Origin of the sequence: Pseudomonas oryzihabitans (genome assembly GCF_014522265.1) — a bacterium.
Taxonomy (GTDB): Bacteria; Pseudomonadota; Gammaproteobacteria; order Pseudomonadales; family Pseudomonadaceae; genus Chryseomonas; species Chryseomonas aestiva.
The window spans coordinates 155805-172330 of the sequence record NZ_CP017024.1; the positions used below are offsets into that span (position 1 = coordinate 155805).

Below are 16526 nucleotides of genomic sequence, written 5' to 3' on the forward strand. Positions count from 1 at the left end.
TACAGCTAGGCCTGACCTTAACCCTTCCCTTCCCGAGGCGGCAATGTCCAAAAACGACAAGGAACCGGCGCACCCCGCCTTGACGTCAGGGGCTCTGCCAGAGGCCTTGCCGCGCCCATGAAAAAGCCCGCCAAAGGGCGGGCTCTTGCACGGGGGTGGGCCTCAGATGGCCTTTTCCAGCTCGGGGATCAATTCGAACAGGTCACCCACCAAGCCGTAGTCGGCCACCTGGAAGATCGGCGCCTCCTCGTCCTTATTGATGGCGACGATCACCTTGGAATCCTTCATGCCCGCCAGGTGCTGGATGGCCCCGGAGATGCCGACGGCGATGTACAGCTGCGGCGCGACGATCTTGCCGGTCTGGCCGACCTGCATGTCGTTGGGCACGAAGCCGGCGTCCACCGCAGCGCGCGAGGCACCCACCGCCGCGCCCAGCTTGTCGGCCAGGGCGTAGAGGATCTTGAAGTTGTCACCGTTCTGCAGACCGCGACCACCGGAGACCACCACCTTGGCGGCGCCCAGCTCGGGACGGTCGGACTTGGCCAGCTCTTCGCCGACAAAGCTGGAGATGCCGGCATCCTTGACCAGGCTCACGGCTTCGATGGCGGCGGAACCGCCCTCGGCGGCGACCGGATCGAAACCGGTGGCGCGCACGGTGATCACCTTGACCGGCGCCGTGGAGCGCACGGTGGCGATGGCGTTGCCGGCATAGATCGGCCGCTTGAAGGTGTCGGCGGATTCGACGGCGATGATCTCGGAGATCTGGTCGACGTCCAGCAGCGCGGCGACGCGCGGCAGGAAGTTCTTGCCATTGGTGCTGGCAGCGGCCAGTACGTGGCTGTAGTTGGCGGCCAGCTCGACCACCAGCGGCGCGACGTTTTCCGGCAACTGGTGCGCGTAGGCGGCGTTGTCGGCCAGCAGCACCTTGCCGACGCCGGCGAGCTTGGCGGCGGCGTCGGCGACCGGCTGGGCGTTCTGCCCGGCGACCAGCACATGGATGTCGCCGCCGATGGCCTGGGCCGCGGCAACGGTGTTCAGGGTAGCGCCGAAGAGGTTGGCGTTGTCGTGGTCGGCAATGACGAGAATGGCCATCAGATCACCTTAGCTTCGTTCTTGAGTTTTTCGACCAGCTCGGCCACGGACTTGACCTTGATGCCCGCCTGACGACCCGCCGGGGCTTCCACCTTGACCACCTCGTAGGAGGCTTTCACCGCCACGCCCAGAGCGTCCGGGGTCAGGGTTTCCAGCGGCTTCTTCTTGGCCTTCATGATGTTGGGCAGCGAGGCGTAGCGCGGTTCGTTGAGGCGCAGGTCGGTGGTCACCACCGCCGGCAGCTTGAGCGCCACGGTCTGCAGACCGCCATCGATCTCGCGGGTCACGTTGAGGCCGTCAGCGGCCTGCTCCACCTTGGAGGCGAAGGTGCCCTGGGCGAAGCCGGTCAGAGCGGCCAGCATCTGGCCGGTCTGGTTGTTGTCGCTGTCGATGGCCTGCTTGCCGAGGATCACCAGCTGCGGCTGTTCCTTTTCCACCACGGCCTTGAGCAGCTTGGCGGTGGTCAGCGACGACAGCTCGGCGGTACCGGTGTCGATCAGCACGGCGCGATCGGCGCCCAGTGCCAGGGCGGTACGCAGTTGTTCCTGCGCCTGGGCGGGACCCGCGGTCACGACCACAATCTCGCTGGCGATACCCTTTTCCTTCAGGCGCACCGCTTCTTCCACGGCGATCTCGCAGAAGGGGTTCATGGACATCTTGACGTTGGCCAGGTCGACACCGGTCTGGTCGGCCTTGACGCGGACCTTGACGTTGTAGTCCACCACGCGTTTGACAGCTACGAGAACCTTCATGAATCCCTCGATTTATTCTGGTGAATAAACAGGACGCCAAGGCGACCTTGCGTTGGACACGACCCCTGCCGCTCCAAGCTTGTTGCAAATTCTTCTTATGTTGACCTCCACGGCAGCAGGGGTCAACGCGACAGTCCGTCAGGGGCTGGTAACTCCCGAGTCTAACAGGCTTGCAGAAAATTTAAACAAACGTTTGAATGGGTACCAGGGAGCACGCCGGATATAATGAAGTCTTTTGTTGCATCCCTACATAAATAACCAGATCGTGAGTTTTGCCTGAGGAGAGTGAGCCGTGGAACGCGAATACATGGAATTCGACGTGGTGATCGTCGGGGCCGGCCCCGCGGGCCTGTCCGCGGCCTGTCGCCTCAAGCAGCAGGCGGCCGAAAACGGCCAGGAGATCAGTGTCTGCGTGGTCGAGAAAGGCTCCGAGGTCGGTGCCCACATTCTCTCCGGCGCGGTCTTCGAACCCCGCGCCCTGGACGAGCTCTTTCCCAACTGGAAGGAACTCGGCGCGCCCCTGAACACCCCGGTCAAGCGCGACGACATCTACCTGCTCAAGGATGATCACCAGGCGACCAAGGTGCCGAATTTCTTCGTGCCCAAGCCCATGCACAACGAAGGCAACTACATCATCTCCCTGGGCAATCTCTGCCGCTGGCTCGGCCAGCAGGCCGAAGCCCTGGGCGTGGAGATCTATCCGGGCTTCGCCGCCCAGGAGCCGCTGATCGATGAGCAGGGCGTGGTGCGCGGCATCATCACCGGCGATCTGGGCGTGGATCGCGAAGGTCAGCCCAAGGAGGGGGTCTACACCCCCGGCATGGAGCTGCGCGGCAAGTACACCCTGTTCGCCGAAGGCTGCCGTGGCCATCTGGGCAAGCAGCTGGGCCAGAGATTCAAGCTCGGCGAAGGCGCCGATCCGCAGCACTACGGCATCGGCATCAAGGAGCTGTGGGAGATCGATCCGGCCAAGCACGAGCAGGGTCTGGTGATCCACACCTCCGGCTGGCCGCTGGACAAGGAAAACCCGGGCGGTTCCTTCCTCTATCACCTGGAAGACAACCAGGTGGTGGTCGGCCTGATCGTCGACCTGGCCTACAGCAATCCGCACCTCTCGCCCTATGATGAATTCCAGCGCTACAAGCACCACCCGGTGGTGGCCCAGTACCTGGAAGGCGGCAAGCGCGTCTCCTACGGCGCCCGTGCCCTGGTCAAGGGCGGCCTGAATTCCCTGCCGAAGATGGTCTTCCCCGGTGGCGCCCTGATCGGCTGCGACCTGGGCACCCTCAATCCGGCCAAGATCAAGGGCAGCCACACCGCCATGAAGTCCGGCATGCTCGCCGCCGACGCCATCGTCGCCGCCCTGGCGGCCGGTCGCGAAGGCGACGAACTCCAGGGTTACGTCGACGGCTTCAAGGGCAGCTGGGTGCAGGAAGAGCTGCACGCCAGCCGCAACTTCGGTCCGGCCATGCACAAGTTCGGTCCGCTACTGGGCCCGGCCTTCGCCTTCGTCGAGCACAACCTGCTGGGTGGCGCCCTGCCCTTCACCCTGCACGATCGGCGCATGGACCACACCTGCCTGAAGAAGGCCGACGAGGCGCCGCGCATCAGCTATCCCAAGCCGGATGGCAAGCTGAGCTTCGACAAGCTGTCCTCGGTGTTCCTCTCCAACACCAACCACGAGGAAGACCAGCCGGTTCACCTGAAGCTCAGGGATCCCTCGATTCCCATCGCGCAGAACCTGCCGCTGTACGATGAACCCGCCCAGCGCTACTGCCCGGCCGGGGTCTACGAGGTGGTCCGCGATGGCGGCGAGCCGCGCTTCCAGATCAATGCCCAGAACTGCGTCCACTGCAAGACCTGCGACATCAAGGACCCGGCGCAGAACATCACCTGGGTAGCGCCGGAAGGCAGCGGTGGTCCCAACTACCCCAACATGTAAGCGTAAAAAAGGGCCCTGCGGGGCCCTTTCGCTATTCAGCGGGCGCGACGGGAAAGAAGCTGCCGCGACTCCAGAGGCCGAGCCAGGAGCGGCCCTCATGGGTGCCTTCCTCGACCCTCTCCATCAGCCGATAGAACACCGCCCGATTGATCCGCGCCTCCAGCCCGCCGCGCACCCGGACATAAGGTGCAGGCTGGTCATCCTGTTCTTCGAATCGCAGCGGGTGCTGGGCGCCCGCTGCGACTCGATCCCCGACGTTGGTGAGGAAATCCAGGGCCTGCTCCCTGCCGCTGCCGCTCCATTCGACATCCACGGCCAGAAAGGGCACATCCTCGACCTGGATGCCCACGCACTCCACCGGCGTCACCAGTACATAGCGCTCGGGATCGCGCCTCAGGATGGTGGAGAACAGCCGGACCATGGCCGGGCGGGTGATGGGCGTGCCCTGGTGATACCAGGTACCGTCCCGGGCGACGCGCAGGTCGATGTCGCCGCAGAACGGCGGGTGCCAGAGCTCCACGGGCGGCAGCTTGCCGTCCTCGGCGGCTGGCAGCTGCGCCAGCAGATTCCGCGTCACGTCAACCTGGGTCACGCCCTTCTCCTCTATCGGGAGCCCAAACCGAGTAGGCGTTGGGCATATTCATTAAGCGCCGGCCCGAGCAGGTCTTCCGGGCGCTCGTCATAGAACGTCAGGAAGCCGCCACGACTGCGAATCCGCGCCGTGTCCACCAGACGGAAGGTAGCGGTCTCCACCAGCATCATCTGCACGACGCTGCGATCGCGCCCGACCCTCCCGATGTCGTCCTGATCTTCCCATTCCTCCCAGGTGCCGATGCGATCGTCCGCGCCGGCGAAGCGGGTATAGAGCACATAGTGAGCACCCAGCTGCCGGGCCTTGGCCATGGCCTCGTCGAAACCCTCAGGTTTGTCTGCCCGCCTTACCCGCGGGAAGTATTCCACAAAGCCTTTGAAGGCCTCTTCCGCTACCACGTTTGGACGGGCATAGGGATGGCCCACCGGCACGAAGGCCCCTGGGCTATGTAGATGTAGGAGTCGGCCTGTAGCCGAAAGTTGTTCAGCCGCTGGGTCCTGCTGTAGTCGAGCAGCCCCGCGTCGCGCAGGTGGTACTCGACACCGGACGCCATGTCGCTGACGTTCATGCAGCCACCCAGGCAGGCCAGCAGCACGGAAATGAAGAGAAAACGCAGTTTGACCATGAAGAGCAGACCCCTGTCCGGCGCCAAGTTGTCGTCGATACAGGGGCCTTAGCAGCTTTCGCGCCAGTTCGAGGCGCAGCTGCTAGATCAGCCGCCGATGATCTTCATGACGGTCACGCCCCCCGAGAAGGCCACCTCCTGCTTGTCGCCCAATGCCTTGACCAGCAGCCGCTGCAGCGCTGGCAATGCCAGGTGACGCGGCTTGTCCAGCAGATCGCCGACATAGTGGCGGTTGCTCGACGACAGGCAGCCATGCAGCCAGCCGGTGGACGACAGGCGCAGTCGCGAGCAGGTCCGGCAGAAGGGCACGCTTTCGTTGGCGATGACACCGAAGTGGCCGCCCGACTCGACGCGATAGCGCAGCGCCGTGGAATCCACCGGGGCATCGGCCTGCACATAGGCATGGCGCGAACCTATGATCTCCAGCAATTCGGCCAGGGGTACCAGCTGGTTGTTGAAGGTCGCGGGATTCTTGGCCAGGTGCCCCATGCGCATCAGCTCGATGAATCTGAGCTCGAAACCCCGCTCCAGGCAATAGTCCAGCAGCGGCAGCACCTGGTCGAGATTCTGGCCGCGCAGGGGCACCATGTTGAGCTTGATCTTGAGACCAGCGGCCCGCGCCGCTTCCAGTCCGGCCAGCACCGTGGCCAGATCGCCCCCCCGCGCCAGACGCGGGAAGGCTTCGGCATCGAGGGTGTCGAGGGAAACGTTGAGGCGACGGATACCGTGGTCGATGAGGAAGTCCAGCTTGCGCGGCAGCAGCTGACCGTTGGTGGTCAGGCTGATGTCCTTGAGGCCGAGCTGGGAGACACGGGCGAGAAAGGGTTCCAGCCGCGGCGTGACCAGGGGTTCGCCCCCGGTGATGCGCAGCCGTTCGATACCGGCGGCATCGATGAGGTATTCCACACCCCGGGCCATGGTTTCGGCACTGAGTTCGTCCTGCGCCGCCACGAGCCGCTTGCCGTCGGGCACGCAGTACGTACAGGCATAGTTGCAGGCCGCCGTGAGGCTGATCCGCAAGTTGCGAAACGCCCTACCCTGGCGGTCAACGATCATCTTGGGGGTACTCCAGTGGGACAAGAGAAAAGGGATGGCGCGGCATCCCTTGCCTCTATCGGACCCTAGGATCGGACAGGCGTTTCGACGTCTCGCTTGCGGCGGTTGCCCATGCGCACGCCGATCTCCATGAGGAACTGGAAGAAACCTTCCTGATCCTCCAGCACGTCGCGCCAGAAGGGCGAATGGTAAAGGGCCACGGCCCCGTGCACCAGCGCCCAGGCGGCGCAGTAATGGAAATAGGGCGGGACGTCCTCGAGCTTGCCTTCGTCGATCCGGCCTTCGATCAGGCTGGTCAGCCGCTGGAAGTTGGAAGTGCGGATGCTGTGCAGCTGCTCGACCAGTTCGGGCACCTGACGCGTCTTGACCACCTTCTCCTCGAGTCGATCGAACAGGCGGTAGCGCTGCGGATCGCTCATGCGGAATTCGAAATAGGCGCGGGAGAGCGCTTCGCGGTCACGGGCGACGTTGTCCGACTGGAACAGCTCGGCCAGGTCCCGCTCGTAATCCAGCATCAGGCGCAGATAGATCTCGGCCTTGGAATTGAAGTGCTTGTAGATGGTGCCTTTGCCGATACCGACCGCCTCGGCGATCATCTCGACGGTGACGCTGTCTTCTCCTTCGGAGAGAAACAGCTGCAGGGCGGTATCGAGGATTTCCTGTTCGCGGCGACGGAACTCGCGGACTTTGCGGGATTCTTTCTGCATGGCAGCCCACTTGTTGTTTTGAAAAGGGATAGGGCCTTCGAATCGCCAGTCACCCCTCGGCATACCGGCACTTCGTCACACCTTGGGCGAGCTGCACCGAAAGCATCGGTGAACCGCGCGGGCGCGCCCCTTATTATGCCCCATCACACCCAGATTGTACGGATCGAGTCAATGTCTTCCTGGAAGCACGAATTCCCTCAGGCCTACGCCATGAGATACCTCAACCACGCGGCCGTGGCCCCGTGGCCCAAGCGCGCTGCGCAGGCCGTCACCGAATTCGCCGCCGAAAACTGCCAATACGGTGCGCGCAACTATCCGACCTGGCTGGTCATGGAACAGCGCCTGCGCGATCGCCTGACCCGCCTGCTCAATGCGCCGTCCAGCAGCGACATCGCCCTGGTGAAGAACACCTCGGAAGCGCTCTCCTTCGTCGCCTTCGGCCTGGATTGGCAGAGCGGCGACCAGGTAGTGATCAGCGACGAGGAGTTCCCCTCCAACCGGGTGGTCTGGGAAGCCCTGGCCCGCTTTGGCGTCGAGGTGGTGGAAGTCAGCCTGGGTGACACCCCCGAGGTTAATCTGCTAGCGGCCTGCGGCCCGCGCACCCGACTCATGGCCATCAGCGCCGTGCAATACGCCAGCGGCCTGCGCCTGGACCTGCCCCAGCTGGGCCAGGGCTGCGACGCCAAGGGCGTGCTGCTGTGCGTCGACGCCATCCAGCAACTGGGCGCCCTGCCCTTCGATGCCCAGGCCTGCAACTGCGCCTTCGCCATGGCCGACGGTCACAAGTGGATGCTCGGCCCGGAAGGCCTGGGGGTGTTCTATTGCCGCGCCGATCTGCGCGAGCAGCTGAAGCTGCACGAGTACGGCTGGCACATGCTGGACAACGCCGGCGACTACAGCCAGCGCGAATGGCAACCGGCCAGGACGGCGATGCGCTTCGAGTGCGGCAGCCCGAACATGCTCGGTGCGGTGGCCCTGGAGGCGAGTCTGTCGCTGCTGGAGGATGCCGGCATGGAACAGGTGGGCAAGGACCTGCTGGCGCGGATCGAGCTGCTCGACAGTCATATCCGCCGCTTACCCGGTGCCGTCCTGCATTCGCCGGGCAACGTCGAGCGGCGCTCGGGCATCCTCACCTTCTCGCTCGAAGGCTGGGACAACCGCCAACTGTTCGAACGTCTCAAGACCGCCGACGTGGTCTGCGCCCAGCGGGGTCCGGGCATCCGCCTGTCGCCACACTTCTATACCAGCGAGCACGTCCTGGAACAGACGCTGGATCTGGTCGGGGCGCTGGCGCGCTTCTGATGGCCTGAAAGGCCCGGCATAGCCAGTGTCGGGGCAGCGCTATTCCAAAACTGTTTAAAAAACGTCCAATCCCGACTGGACCTTTCTCCGAGCTGACCAATACTCAAGTGACTGGCCGCGTCGACCCCCGCGGCGCGGGCCAGGGAGGCGGCTCTCCGTCCAGGCGAACCGCTGGTCCGGCCCGGGTATCCCTGGATACCCGGGCCATTTTTTTGCCTAGAGGGTGGCGCGGGGAAACAGCCGCCGGAAGTTGGCCGTGGTCTGCTCGGCCAGGGTCTCCAGACTGACGCTTCGCACGTCGGCCAGGCACTGGGCGACCTCGACCACGAATTGCGGCAGATTGGCCTTGCCGCGGTGGGGCACCGGAGCCAGATAGGGCGAATCGGTTTCTACCAGCAGGCGATCGGCCGGCACCTGGCGCGCGACGTCGCGCAGGTCGGCGGCATTGCGGAAGGTCAGGATGCCGGAAAAGGAAATGTAGAAGCCCAGGTCCAGCGCCGCCTTGGCCGTCGCCCAATCCTCGGTGAAGCAGTGCAGCACCCCGGCGCCTGGCAGGTCGGCGGCGCCCAGCATGGCCAGGGTGTCGGCCCGCGCCTCGCGGGTATGGATCACCAGGGGCAGCGCCGTGCGGCGGGCCGCCTCCAGGTGCAGGGCGAAGGACCGCTGCTGGATCTCGGCGGTGTCCGGCTGATAGTGATAGTCCAGCCCGGTCTCGCCGATGGCGGCGACGCGGGGATGGGCCAGCCGCGCGAGCAGCCAGTCGAGATCGATGGCACTGCCCTGGGCCGCATCCAGCGGGTGGATACCCACGGCGCAGTGGACGTCGGCATAGCGTTCGGCCAGGGCCTGCACCGTGGGGGCGTTGCCGGCATCGACGCCGATGCAGAGGAACTGGCTGACACCCCGGGCGCGCGCGGCATCCAGCGCTGCGTCCAGGGAGCCGTCGTGAAGGGAAAGATCGAGTCGATCCAGGTGACAGTGGGAGTCGACGAAGTGCACGAGAAATAGCCTTGAATCAGCAGCGACGCCCCGCCCCAGCGGGACGGCGCAGGCATCACATGGTATGGGTGGGACGGTCCGACTTCAGCGAGCCGGCCAGATAGGTTTCGATCTTGTTGCGCGCGGTATTGTCGCCTTCGTTGAACTGCACGCCGACCCCGGCGGCTCTATTGCCCTGGGCGCCCTTGGGGGTGATCCAGACCACCTTGCCGGCGACCGGGATCTTGTCCGGCTCGTCCATCAGGTTGAGCAGCATGAAGACCTCGTCGCCGAGCTTGTAGGTCTTGCCCGTCGGAATGAACAGGCCACCGTTGCGGATGAAGGGCATGTAGGCGGCATAGAGCACCGACTTGTCCTTGATGGTGAGGGACAGGATGCCATTACGGGGGCCCAGGTTCTGCGGCAAACTCATGAGATTCTCTCGAGACAGGCAAGACGAACGCGCGGATCGCTAGCGTCCGGGCACCAGGCCGGCCCAGCGGATCAACAGCGATTCCAGCAACAATACGCGGTTGAGGTTGGCTTTGCCCAGCACCTTCTGCCGCTCGGCATGCAGCCATTCCTGCAGGGTCAGCACCGCCTGCGGCGCGCTCTTCTCGGCCAGATAACCCAGCACCTTGACCATGTCCGGTGCGGCTTCGGCATCGGCTCCACCCCACTGCTGGCGGAGGACGCCATGGGTCCACTCGCAGAACCAGTCGAGCAGCAACGGCAGCGGCACGGCGTTCCAGCTCTCGGCCAGCTGACTGGGCGCCGCCTGGCGCTTGAGCAGGCGCTTCACCCCCTCCACCACCAGGGCCCGGCGGGCGAGCACGTCCTCGCCATGCAGGCGCAGGGCCGCCAGCGGCGAGCCGCCGGCCAGCACCAGCAACTGGATGCGGATCTCTTCCTCAAGCTCCGGCAGGCGCTCGCCCAGCCAGGCGAGACTCTCGGCGCGCGAGGGCACCGGACAGGCCTGCTGCACGCAGCGGCTGCGCACGGTGGGCAGCAGGCGACTCGGCTGGTGACTCACCAGCAGCAGCACCGTTGCGCCCGAGGGCTCCTCCAGACTCTTGAGCAGGGCGTTGGCGGCATTGAGGTTCATCGCCTCGACCGGCTCCAGCAGGATCAGCTTGCGCCCGCCCAGCTGGGCGGTCTGGGTAACGAAGTCCACCAGCCCGCGGATCTGGTCGACGCGGATAGGCTTCTCGGCCTCTTCCGGCTGGATCACGCAGTAATCGGGGTGGGTCCCGGCCCTGAGCAGGGAACAGGCCTTGCACTGGCCGCAGGCGGCATCCCCCTGGGGCGCCTGGCACAGCAGCAGGGCGGCCAGGCGTTCGGCCAGATCACGCTTGCCGATGCCGCGCGGGCCATGCAGCAGATAGGCATGGGGATGCTGCCGCCGGGGCGAGATCCGCGCCCAGAGGTCCTGCTGCCAGGGATAGACGTCAGCCACCAAACGTTGACTCCAGGGTGGCGACCAGGGCGCGCAGATCCGTCTGCACCTCGGCGAGGCTGCGCGAGGCATCGATCAGGCGATAGCGCGCCGGCACGGCCCGGGCGCGATCCAGATAGGTCTGGCGCACTGCCTCGAAGAAGGCGCGCTGCTCCTGCTCGAATCTGTCCAGGGCACCACGGCGGGCGGCACGGGCCAGGCCGATGTCCACCGGCAGGTCGAACACCAGGGTCAGATCGGGTTGCAGATCGCCCAGCACGAAGGCTTCCAGGGTGGCGATGCGCTCGACGGGTACGCCGCGGCCGCCGCCCTGGTAGGCATAGGTCGCATCGACGAAGCGATCGCAGAGCACCAGGGCGCCACGCGCCAGGGCGGGCCGGATGACCTGGGCCAGGTGCTGGGCGCGGGCGGCGAACATCAGCAGCAATTCGGTATCCACGGCCATGGGCTCGGCCGCCGGCGCCAGCAGGATCTCGCGGATGCGCTCGGCCAGCGGCGTGCCACCCGGCTCGCGGGTCAGCACCACCTCACGCCCGCTGGCGCCGAAAAGTTCGGCGAGATAGTCGCGGTTGGTGCTCTTGCCCGCGCCCTCGGGGCCTTCGAGGGTGATGAACAGGCCGTTTGCCGTCATGGGGTTTCCTTGGTTTCGGGCGTCTGCGGAGCGGGACTGGAGCGATAGTCGGAGCGCCGCTTGAGCTGGAAGTCGCGGACCGCCTGGTTGTGCGCTTCCAGGTCCCTGGAAAAGACATGGCTGCCATCACCACGGGCGACGAAATACAGGCTGTCGCCGTCCTTGGGATGCAGCGCCGCATGGATGGCCTCGCGACCGGGCATGGCGATCGGCGTGGGGGGCAGTCCCGCGTTGAGATAGGTGTTGTAGGGCGAGGGCTCGCGTAGATCGGCGCGGGTGATCCGGCCGTTATAGCGCTCGCCCATGCCGTAGATCACCGTGGGATCGGTCTGCAGCAGCATGCCGGCCGCCAGGCGCCGGACAAAGACCCCGGCGATTTCGTCGCGCTCCTCGGGGACGCCCGTTTCCTTTTCCACCAGCGAGGCCATGATCAGCGCCTGGTAGGCGTCCTTGTAGGGCACCGCGGGATCCCGCGCCTGCCATTCCTGATCGAGCACGGACTGCAGGCGCTGGTTGGCCTGGCGCAACAGGTCGGATTCGCGCTGGCCCTTCACATAGCGATAGGTATCGGGGAAGAAGCGCCCCTCGGGGTGCTGGCCGTCCAGCCCCAGGCGTTTCATCAGGGCGGCATCGTCCAGCTCGGCGGTGTCGTGCTCGAGCTTGGGCTGGCGCGCCAGCGCAGCGCGGACCTGGTGGATATTCCAGCCTTCCACCAGGGTGAGGCCGTATTGCACCACCTCGCCCTTGCGCCAGAGGCTGAACAATTGCTCCACCGTCATGCCCGGGGTCAGGCGGTATTCGCCACTGTGCAGCGTCTGCCCGGCCAGATTGAAGCGCCAGTACAGGCGCAGCCAGAAGGCGCCATCGAGCACGCCCTGCTCTTCCAGGCGCAGCAGACTGCCGCCCGGGGTCCCGCCCTTGGGGATCTCGATCAGTTGCTCGCCATCGACTTTCAACGGCTGAATCAGTGCCTGGTGCTGGCGCCAACCGGCCAGGACCAGCAGCAGGCCACCGGCGGCCAAGACCGCCGTAAGCAGAGCTCTCGCCTTGCGCATCGGCTATTCCAGAATCTCGTTTATCGAACCTTGCAGTTTACGGGTCACCGGCCCCACGGACCAGTTCGCGGCTGCGTACCGGCGCACGGGCCAGATACCGTACTGGCTGTTGCAGAGGAAAACTTCGTCGGCACCGAGCAGTTCGTCCAGCGCCAGCGGCCGGACCTCGCTCGGGATGCCTGCCTGAGCGGCGAGGTCGAGCAACAGACCGCGCAATACCCCGGCCACGCCACAGCGATCGAGCGCGGGGGTCTGCAGCCGCCCCGCGCAGACCAGGAACAGGTTGCTGAACACCCCTTCGATCGGCCGGCCATCCTGATCCAGCATCAGGCCTTCGGCATAGTCGGTGCTGGTCCATTCCCCACGCGCCAGGACCTGTTCGAGTCGATTCAGGTGCTTGAGCCCGGCCAGCAACGGCTGGGTAGCCAGGCGCGTCGTGCAGGGATGGAGGGCGATACCCTCGGTCGCGTGAGCCGGTGGATAGGCCGGCGTGGGCGAGCCCAGCAGCAGGCGCCGCACCGCGGGTTCGGCCGGCGGGGCGTAACCGCGTAGGCCATCGCCGCGGGTGAGCAGCAGCTTGGCCACGCCCTCCCCCAGCAGCGCCGCATAGGCGCGAATCTCGGCGTCCAGCTGGGCGATGTCGCAGGGAATACGCAGTCGCTGGCAACCGGTGGCCAGCCGCTGCAGATGACGGTCGAGCAGACGCGGCTGGCCCCGGCGTACGGCGATGGTCTCGAACAGCCCATCGCCATAGGCCAGACCCCGATCGCGTTGCAGACCGGGGTCCAGCGGTTGGCCGTTGAGCCAGTCCTGGATCAAGCGTCGAAGCGCCGGAACACCAGACTGCCGTTGGTGCCACCGAAGCCGAACGAATTGGACAGGGCCACTTCGATGGGCCGCTGCCGTGCCTCGTGGGGCACGAAGTCCAGATCGCAGCCGTCGCTGGGATTGTCCAGATTGATGGTGGGCGGCGCCACCTGGTCGCGCAGGGCGAGCACCGTGAAGATGGCTTCCACCGCGCCTGCGGCGCCCAGCAGGTGACCGGTCATGGACTTGGTGGAGCTCACACTCAGACGCTTGGCCTGCTCGCCGAACACCTGCTTCAAGGCCGCCACTTCGGCCAGGTCGCCGGCTGGCGTGGAGGTGCCATGGGCGTTGACGTAGTCGACCGCTTCCGGCGCGATACCGGCATCCTTGAGCGTCGCTCTCATGCAGCGAGCAGCACCCGCGCCATCTTCCGGCGGGGCGGTCATGTGGAAGGCGTCCGCGCTCATGCCGAAGCCGATCAGCTCGGCATAGATACGGGCGCCCCGCGCCTTGGCGTGCTCGTAGTCTTCCAGCACCAGGGCGCCGGCACCGTCGGACAGCACGAAGCCATCGCGATCGCGATCCCAGGGACGGCTGGCGCGGGTCGGATCGTCATTGCGGGTCGACAGGGCACGCGCCGCGCCGAAGCCACCCAGACCCAGACCCGAGGTCGCCATCTCCGAACCGCCGGCGACCATGACGTCGGCTTCGCCATAGGCGATGTTGCGCGCCGCCATGCCGATGCAGTGCGTTGCCGTGGTACAGGCAGTGGCGATGGCGTAATTGGGGCCCTGCAGACCCAAGTGGATCGACAGGAAGCCGGACACCATGTTGATGATGGAGCCCGGTACGAAAAAGGGGGAAATACGGCGGGGACCCTGGGCGAGCAGCGACTGGCAATTCGCCTCGATATTGGTCAGTCCACCGATGCCGGAACCCATGGCGACACCCATGCGCTCGCGATTGCCATCGTTGACCTCGAGACCGCTGTCACGCATGGCCTGGAAGCTGGCGGCGAGACCGTATTGGATGAACAGATCCAGCTTGCGGGCTTCCTTCGCGGACAGGTACTGCTCCACGTCGAATCCCTTGACCGATCCGCCGATCCGCGTGCTGAAGGCAGAGACGTCCATATGCTCGATCGGCGCGATACCGCTGCGACCGGCCAGGATGCCTTCCCAGCTGCTCGCCACATCGGCGCCAAGCGGCGATACCATGCCCATACCCGTGATCACGACACGTCTACGCGACACACCCAACTCCTCTTGTCCTTCCGGGGCGGCCACCCCTCTTAAAAACAGCCGATTGCATCGATCTTGACCCTGGACCTAAAGAAAAGCCGCACGCCCTACAGGACGTGCGGCTTCTTTTGTCCGAAACTGGCGACTACTTATTGCTGGTGAGCAACGATGTAGTCGATAGCTTCCTGGACGGTGGTGATCTTCTCAGCCTGCTCGTCCGGGATTTCGGTCTCGAATTCCTCTTCCAGAGCCATCACCAGTTCGACGGTGTCAAGGGAGTCGGCGCCCAGATCCTCGACGAAGGAAGCGCTGTTGGTAACTTCCTCTTCCTTCACGCCGAGCTGCTCAGCGACGATCTTCTTAACGCGTTCTTCGATGGTGCTCATACCGTGTTCTCACTCCTAAAGGAAAAATCCGCACAACGGATTGCGCGTAAGTGTATAGAAAGGGATTTCCGTATTTCAAGCTGACGCGACATCAAGACGTATGCGCGGCCATTGCTGGTCCGACAGTTTACCAGCTTAGCGCAATAGCCGCGCGGGGGGTAACGTCGGTCAGCTCATGTACATTCCGCCATTCACGGGGATCGTGGCGCCGGTCACATAGGCCGCGCCCTCGCCCGCCAGGAAGCCGACCACCTTGGCGATCTCGTCGGCCTGACCGAGGCGGCCGGCCGGGATCTGGGTCAGCAGCGCGGTGCGCTGGGCTTCGGGCAGCTCACGGGTCATGTCGGTATCGATGAACCCCGGGGCCACGGCATTGACGGTGATGTTGCGCGAACCCACCTCGCGGGCCAGCGCCCGGGTAAAGCCCTCGAGGCCGGCCTTGGCGGCGGCATAGTTAGCCTGACCGGCGTTGCCCATGGCGCCGACCACCGAGCCGATGCTGATGATACGACCCCAGCGACCCTTGGTCATGCCCTTGAGCACGGCCTTGGAGAGACGGAACAGGCTGTTGAGGTTGGTATCGATCACGTCGAACCACTCATCGTCCTTCATCCGCAGCATCAGGTTGTCGCGGGTGATACCGGCGTTGTTGACCAGGATCGACGGCGCGCCGAATTGCGTCTGGACCTGCTCGAGGGCAGCCGCGACGGAGGCGTTGTCGGACACGTTGAGCACCAGACCGGTACCTTCGATGCCATTGGCCTTGAGCGACTCGGCGATGCGCTGGGCACCCGCCTCGCTGGTCGCGGTGCCGATCACGGTGGCGCCGAGCCGACCCAGTTCCAGGGCGATGGCTTGACCGATACCACGCGTGGCGCCCGTGACCAGGGCGACCTTACCTTGCAGACTCATCTCGTTTTCCTCGATTCAAAAAGCCGCGCGCGCGGCGGCGAAGGCGTCGGGGGTGTCCAGGGCCAGTGTTTCCACGCCCTTGACGCATCTCTTGTTCAGACCGGCCAGTACCTTGCCGGGGCCGCACTCCATTAGGTGGGTGACGCCCTGGGCAGCCAGGTACTGCACGGACTCGACCCAGCGCACCGGACTGTACAGCTGGGCCAGCAGATCCTGCTGGAGGCTGGCCAGATCGGTGTTGACGCCGGCATTGACGTTCTGCACCACCGGAATTTCCGGCTGGCTCCAGGTGCAGCCACGCACGTCCTCGGCGAAGCGCTCGGCCGCCGGACGCATCAGGTCGCAGTGAGAGGGCACGCTGACCGGCAGCGCCACGGCGCGCTTGGCACCCAGGGCCTTGCAGGCCTCGATGGCGCGCTCCACCGCAGCGGCGGCACCGGCGATCACCACCTGGCCCGGAGCGTTGAAGTTGACCGCGCTCACCACTTCACCCTGGGCGGCTTCGGCACAGGCGGCCAGCACCTGGGCATCTTCCAGACCCAGGATGGCGGCCATACCGCCCTGCCCGGCGGGGACGGCTTCCTGCATCAGCTCACCGCGGCGCGCCACCAGGCGTACCGCCTCGGCGAACGGCAGGCTGCCCGCGGCGACCAGCGCCGAATATTCGCCCAGGCTGTGACCGGCGACATAGGCCGGCTTGGCGCCGCCTTCGGCCAGCCACAGACGCCACAATGCGATGGAGGCGGCCAGGATGGCGGGCTGGGTGCGGTCGGTCTGGTTGAGCGACTCCTGCGGGCCCTGCTGGGTCAGCGCCCAGAGGTCATAGCCGAGGACAGCGGACGCTTCGGCGAAGGTTTCGCCGATCAGCGCGTGGTGCGTGGCCAGCTCACCCAGCATGCCCAGGGCCTGGGAACCCTGACCGGGAAAGACGAAAGCGAGAGAGGCGGACATAGGCAGGTCTCTTGTAGGTCCATTGCCGGCGAAACCACGGT

17 protein-coding genes and 1 pseudogene are annotated in these 16526 nt (G+C 65.4%); 2 read left to right on the forward strand and 16 right to left on the reverse strand.

All coding sequences use genetic code 11. The annotated features are described in order from the left end of the window. Positions 1–162: 162 nt before the first annotated feature. Together BGI51_RS00755 and BGI51_RS00760 are read right to left on the reverse strand one after the other, a co-directional pair. Positions 163–1092: an electron transfer flavoprotein subunit alpha/FixB family protein gene (locus tag BGI51_RS00755; protein ID WP_133862695.1), complete on the reverse strand. Its 930-nt coding sequence runs from the start codon at positions 1090–1092 to the stop codon at positions 163–165. Continuing rightward, complete coding sequence (locus tag BGI51_RS00760) at positions 1092–1844, reverse strand: electron transfer flavoprotein subunit beta/FixA family protein (RefSeq protein WP_187980017.1); 753 nt, start codon at positions 1842–1844, stop codon at positions 1092–1094. The genes BGI51_RS00755 and BGI51_RS00760 overlap by 1 nt, the downstream gene beginning before the upstream one ends. Positions 1845–2136: 292 nt before the next feature. On the opposite strand from BGI51_RS00760, the gene BGI51_RS00765 reads away from it, so the two are divergent. Beyond that, the gene (locus BGI51_RS00765) at positions 2137–3786 is read left to right on the forward strand and encodes an electron transfer flavoprotein-ubiquinone oxidoreductase (protein WP_187980018.1); all 1650 of its coding nucleotides are present in this window, start codon (positions 2137–2139) and stop codon (positions 3784–3786) included. 31 nt (positions 3787–3817) lie between these two features. Here the strand turns inward: BGI51_RS00765 and BGI51_RS00770 are convergent, their stop codons facing one another. The 4 genes and pseudogenes from BGI51_RS00770 to BGI51_RS00785 form a co-directional block, all read right to left on the reverse strand. After that, the gene (locus tag BGI51_RS00770) at positions 3818–4378 is read right to left on the reverse strand and encodes a DUF1285 domain-containing protein (protein WP_187980019.1); all 561 of its coding nucleotides are present in this window, start codon (positions 4376–4378) and stop codon (positions 3818–3820) included. 11 nt (positions 4379–4389) lie between these two features. After that, positions 4390–5003: pseudogene (locus BGI51_RS00775) on the reverse strand (DUF4823 domain-containing protein). A gap of 87 nt (positions 5004–5090) precedes the next feature. Further along, positions 5091–6059 (reverse strand): GTP 3',8-cyclase MoaA, encoded by a 969-nt coding sequence (locus BGI51_RS00780; protein WP_133862690.1) that lies wholly within the window; start codon positions 6057–6059, stop codon positions 5091–5093. Positions 6060–6124: 65 nt separating this feature from the next. Continuing rightward, entirely contained in the window at positions 6125–6766 is a 642-nt protein-coding gene (locus tag BGI51_RS00785) for a TetR/AcrR family transcriptional regulator (protein ID WP_007160588.1), read from the reverse strand. 171 nt (positions 6767–6937) lie between these two features. On the opposite strand from BGI51_RS00785, the gene BGI51_RS00790 reads away from it, so the two are divergent. After that, positions 6938–8068: an aminotransferase class V-fold PLP-dependent enzyme gene (locus tag BGI51_RS00790; RefSeq protein WP_187980020.1), complete on the forward strand. Its 1131-nt coding sequence runs from the start codon at positions 6938–6940 to the stop codon at positions 8066–8068. Positions 8069–8284: 216 nt separating this feature from the next. Here the strand turns inward: BGI51_RS00790 and BGI51_RS00795 are convergent, their stop codons facing one another. The 10 genes from BGI51_RS00795 to fabD form a co-directional block, all read right to left on the reverse strand. Further along, the gene (locus BGI51_RS00795; RefSeq protein WP_187980021.1) at positions 8285–9067 is read right to left on the reverse strand and encodes a TatD family hydrolase; all 783 of its coding nucleotides are present in this window, start codon (positions 9065–9067) and stop codon (positions 8285–8287) included. A 55-nt stretch (positions 9068–9122) separates the two neighbouring features. Further along, the gene (locus BGI51_RS00800) at positions 9123–9479 is read right to left on the reverse strand and encodes a PilZ domain-containing protein (protein WP_017641886.1); all 357 of its coding nucleotides are present in this window, start codon (positions 9477–9479) and stop codon (positions 9123–9125) included. A 39-nt stretch (positions 9480–9518) separates the two neighbouring features. Continuing rightward, positions 9519–10502, reverse strand: coding sequence for a DNA polymerase III subunit delta' (locus BGI51_RS00805; RefSeq protein ID WP_187980022.1), 984 nt, complete (start codon positions 10500–10502; stop codon positions 9519–9521). Then, positions 10495–11133, reverse strand: coding sequence for a dTMP kinase (gene tmk / locus BGI51_RS00810; protein ID WP_133862686.1), 639 nt, complete (start codon positions 11131–11133; stop codon positions 10495–10497). Before tmk ends, BGI51_RS00805 begins: the two co-directional genes overlap by 8 nt. After that, on the reverse strand, positions 11130–12188 hold the full coding sequence (mltG, locus tag BGI51_RS00815) for an endolytic transglycosylase MltG (RefSeq protein ID WP_187980023.1): 1059 nt from the start codon (positions 12186–12188) through the stop codon (positions 11130–11132). Before mltG ends, tmk begins: the two co-directional genes overlap by 4 nt. A 3-nt stretch (positions 12189–12191) precedes the next feature. Next, positions 12192–13004: an aminodeoxychorismate lyase gene (gene pabC / locus BGI51_RS00820; protein WP_187981245.1), complete on the reverse strand. Its 813-nt coding sequence runs from the start codon at positions 13002–13004 to the stop codon at positions 12192–12194. Beyond that, on the reverse strand, positions 13004–14248 hold the full coding sequence (fabF, locus tag BGI51_RS00825; RefSeq protein WP_183628885.1) for a beta-ketoacyl-ACP synthase II: 1245 nt from the start codon (positions 14246–14248) through the stop codon (positions 13004–13006). Before fabF ends, pabC begins: the two co-directional genes overlap by 1 nt. Before the next feature lie 137 nt (positions 14249–14385). Next, a complete protein-coding gene (gene acpP / locus BGI51_RS00830; protein ID WP_007160597.1) occupies positions 14386–14622 on the reverse strand; it encodes an acyl carrier protein in 237 nt (78 codons plus the stop codon). Positions 14623–14790: 168 nt separating this feature from the next. Then, positions 14791–15534, reverse strand: coding sequence for a 3-oxoacyl-ACP reductase FabG (gene fabG / locus BGI51_RS00835; protein WP_133862682.1), 744 nt, complete (start codon positions 15532–15534; stop codon positions 14791–14793). A 15-nt stretch (positions 15535–15549) separates the two neighbouring features. Then, the gene (gene fabD / locus BGI51_RS00840; protein ID WP_187980024.1) at positions 15550–16485 is read right to left on the reverse strand and encodes an ACP S-malonyltransferase; all 936 of its coding nucleotides are present in this window, start codon (positions 16483–16485) and stop codon (positions 15550–15552) included. Positions 16486–16526 lie beyond the last annotated feature (41 nt).

Bases quoted from the DNA above. Each gene is read 5' to 3' on its own strand.
- fabD (WP_187980024.1), bottom strand. From the start codon at position 16,485: ATGTCCGCCTCTCTCGCTTTCGTCTTTCCCGGTCAGGGTTCCCAGGCC.
- mltG (WP_187980023.1), bottom strand. From the start codon at position 12,188: ATGCGCAAGGCGAGAGCTCTGCTTACGGCGGTCTTGGCCGCCGGTGGC.
- acpP (WP_007160597.1), bottom strand. From the start codon at position 14,622: ATGAGCACCATCGAAGAACGCGTTAAGAAGATCGTCGCTGAGCAGCTC.
- BGI51_RS00760 (WP_187980017.1), bottom strand. From the start codon at position 1,844: ATGAAGGTTCTCGTAGCTGTCAAACGCGTGGTGGACTACAACGTCAAG.
- BGI51_RS00785 (WP_007160588.1), bottom strand. From the start codon at position 6,766: ATGCAGAAAGAATCCCGCAAAGTCCGCGAGTTCCGTCGCCGCGAACAG.
- BGI51_RS00800 (WP_017641886.1), bottom strand. From the start codon at position 9,479: ATGAGTTTGCCGCAGAACCTGGGCCCCCGTAATGGCATCCTGTCCCTC.
- BGI51_RS00780 (WP_133862690.1), bottom strand. From the start codon at position 6,059: ATGATCGTTGACCGCCAGGGTAGGGCGTTTCGCAACTTGCGGATCAGC.
- tmk (WP_133862686.1), bottom strand. From the start codon at position 11,133: ATGACGGCAAACGGCCTGTTCATCACCCTCGAAGGCCCCGAGGGCGCG.
- fabG (WP_133862682.1), bottom strand. From the start codon at position 15,534: ATGAGTCTGCAAGGTAAGGTCGCCCTGGTCACGGGCGCCACGCGTGGT.
- BGI51_RS00790 (WP_187980020.1), top strand. From the start codon at position 6,938: ATGTCTTCCTGGAAGCACGAATTCCCTCAGGCCTACGCCATGAGATAC.
- BGI51_RS00755 (WP_133862695.1), bottom strand. From the start codon at position 1,092: ATGGCCATTCTCGTCATTGCCGACCACGACAACGCCAACCTCTTCGGC.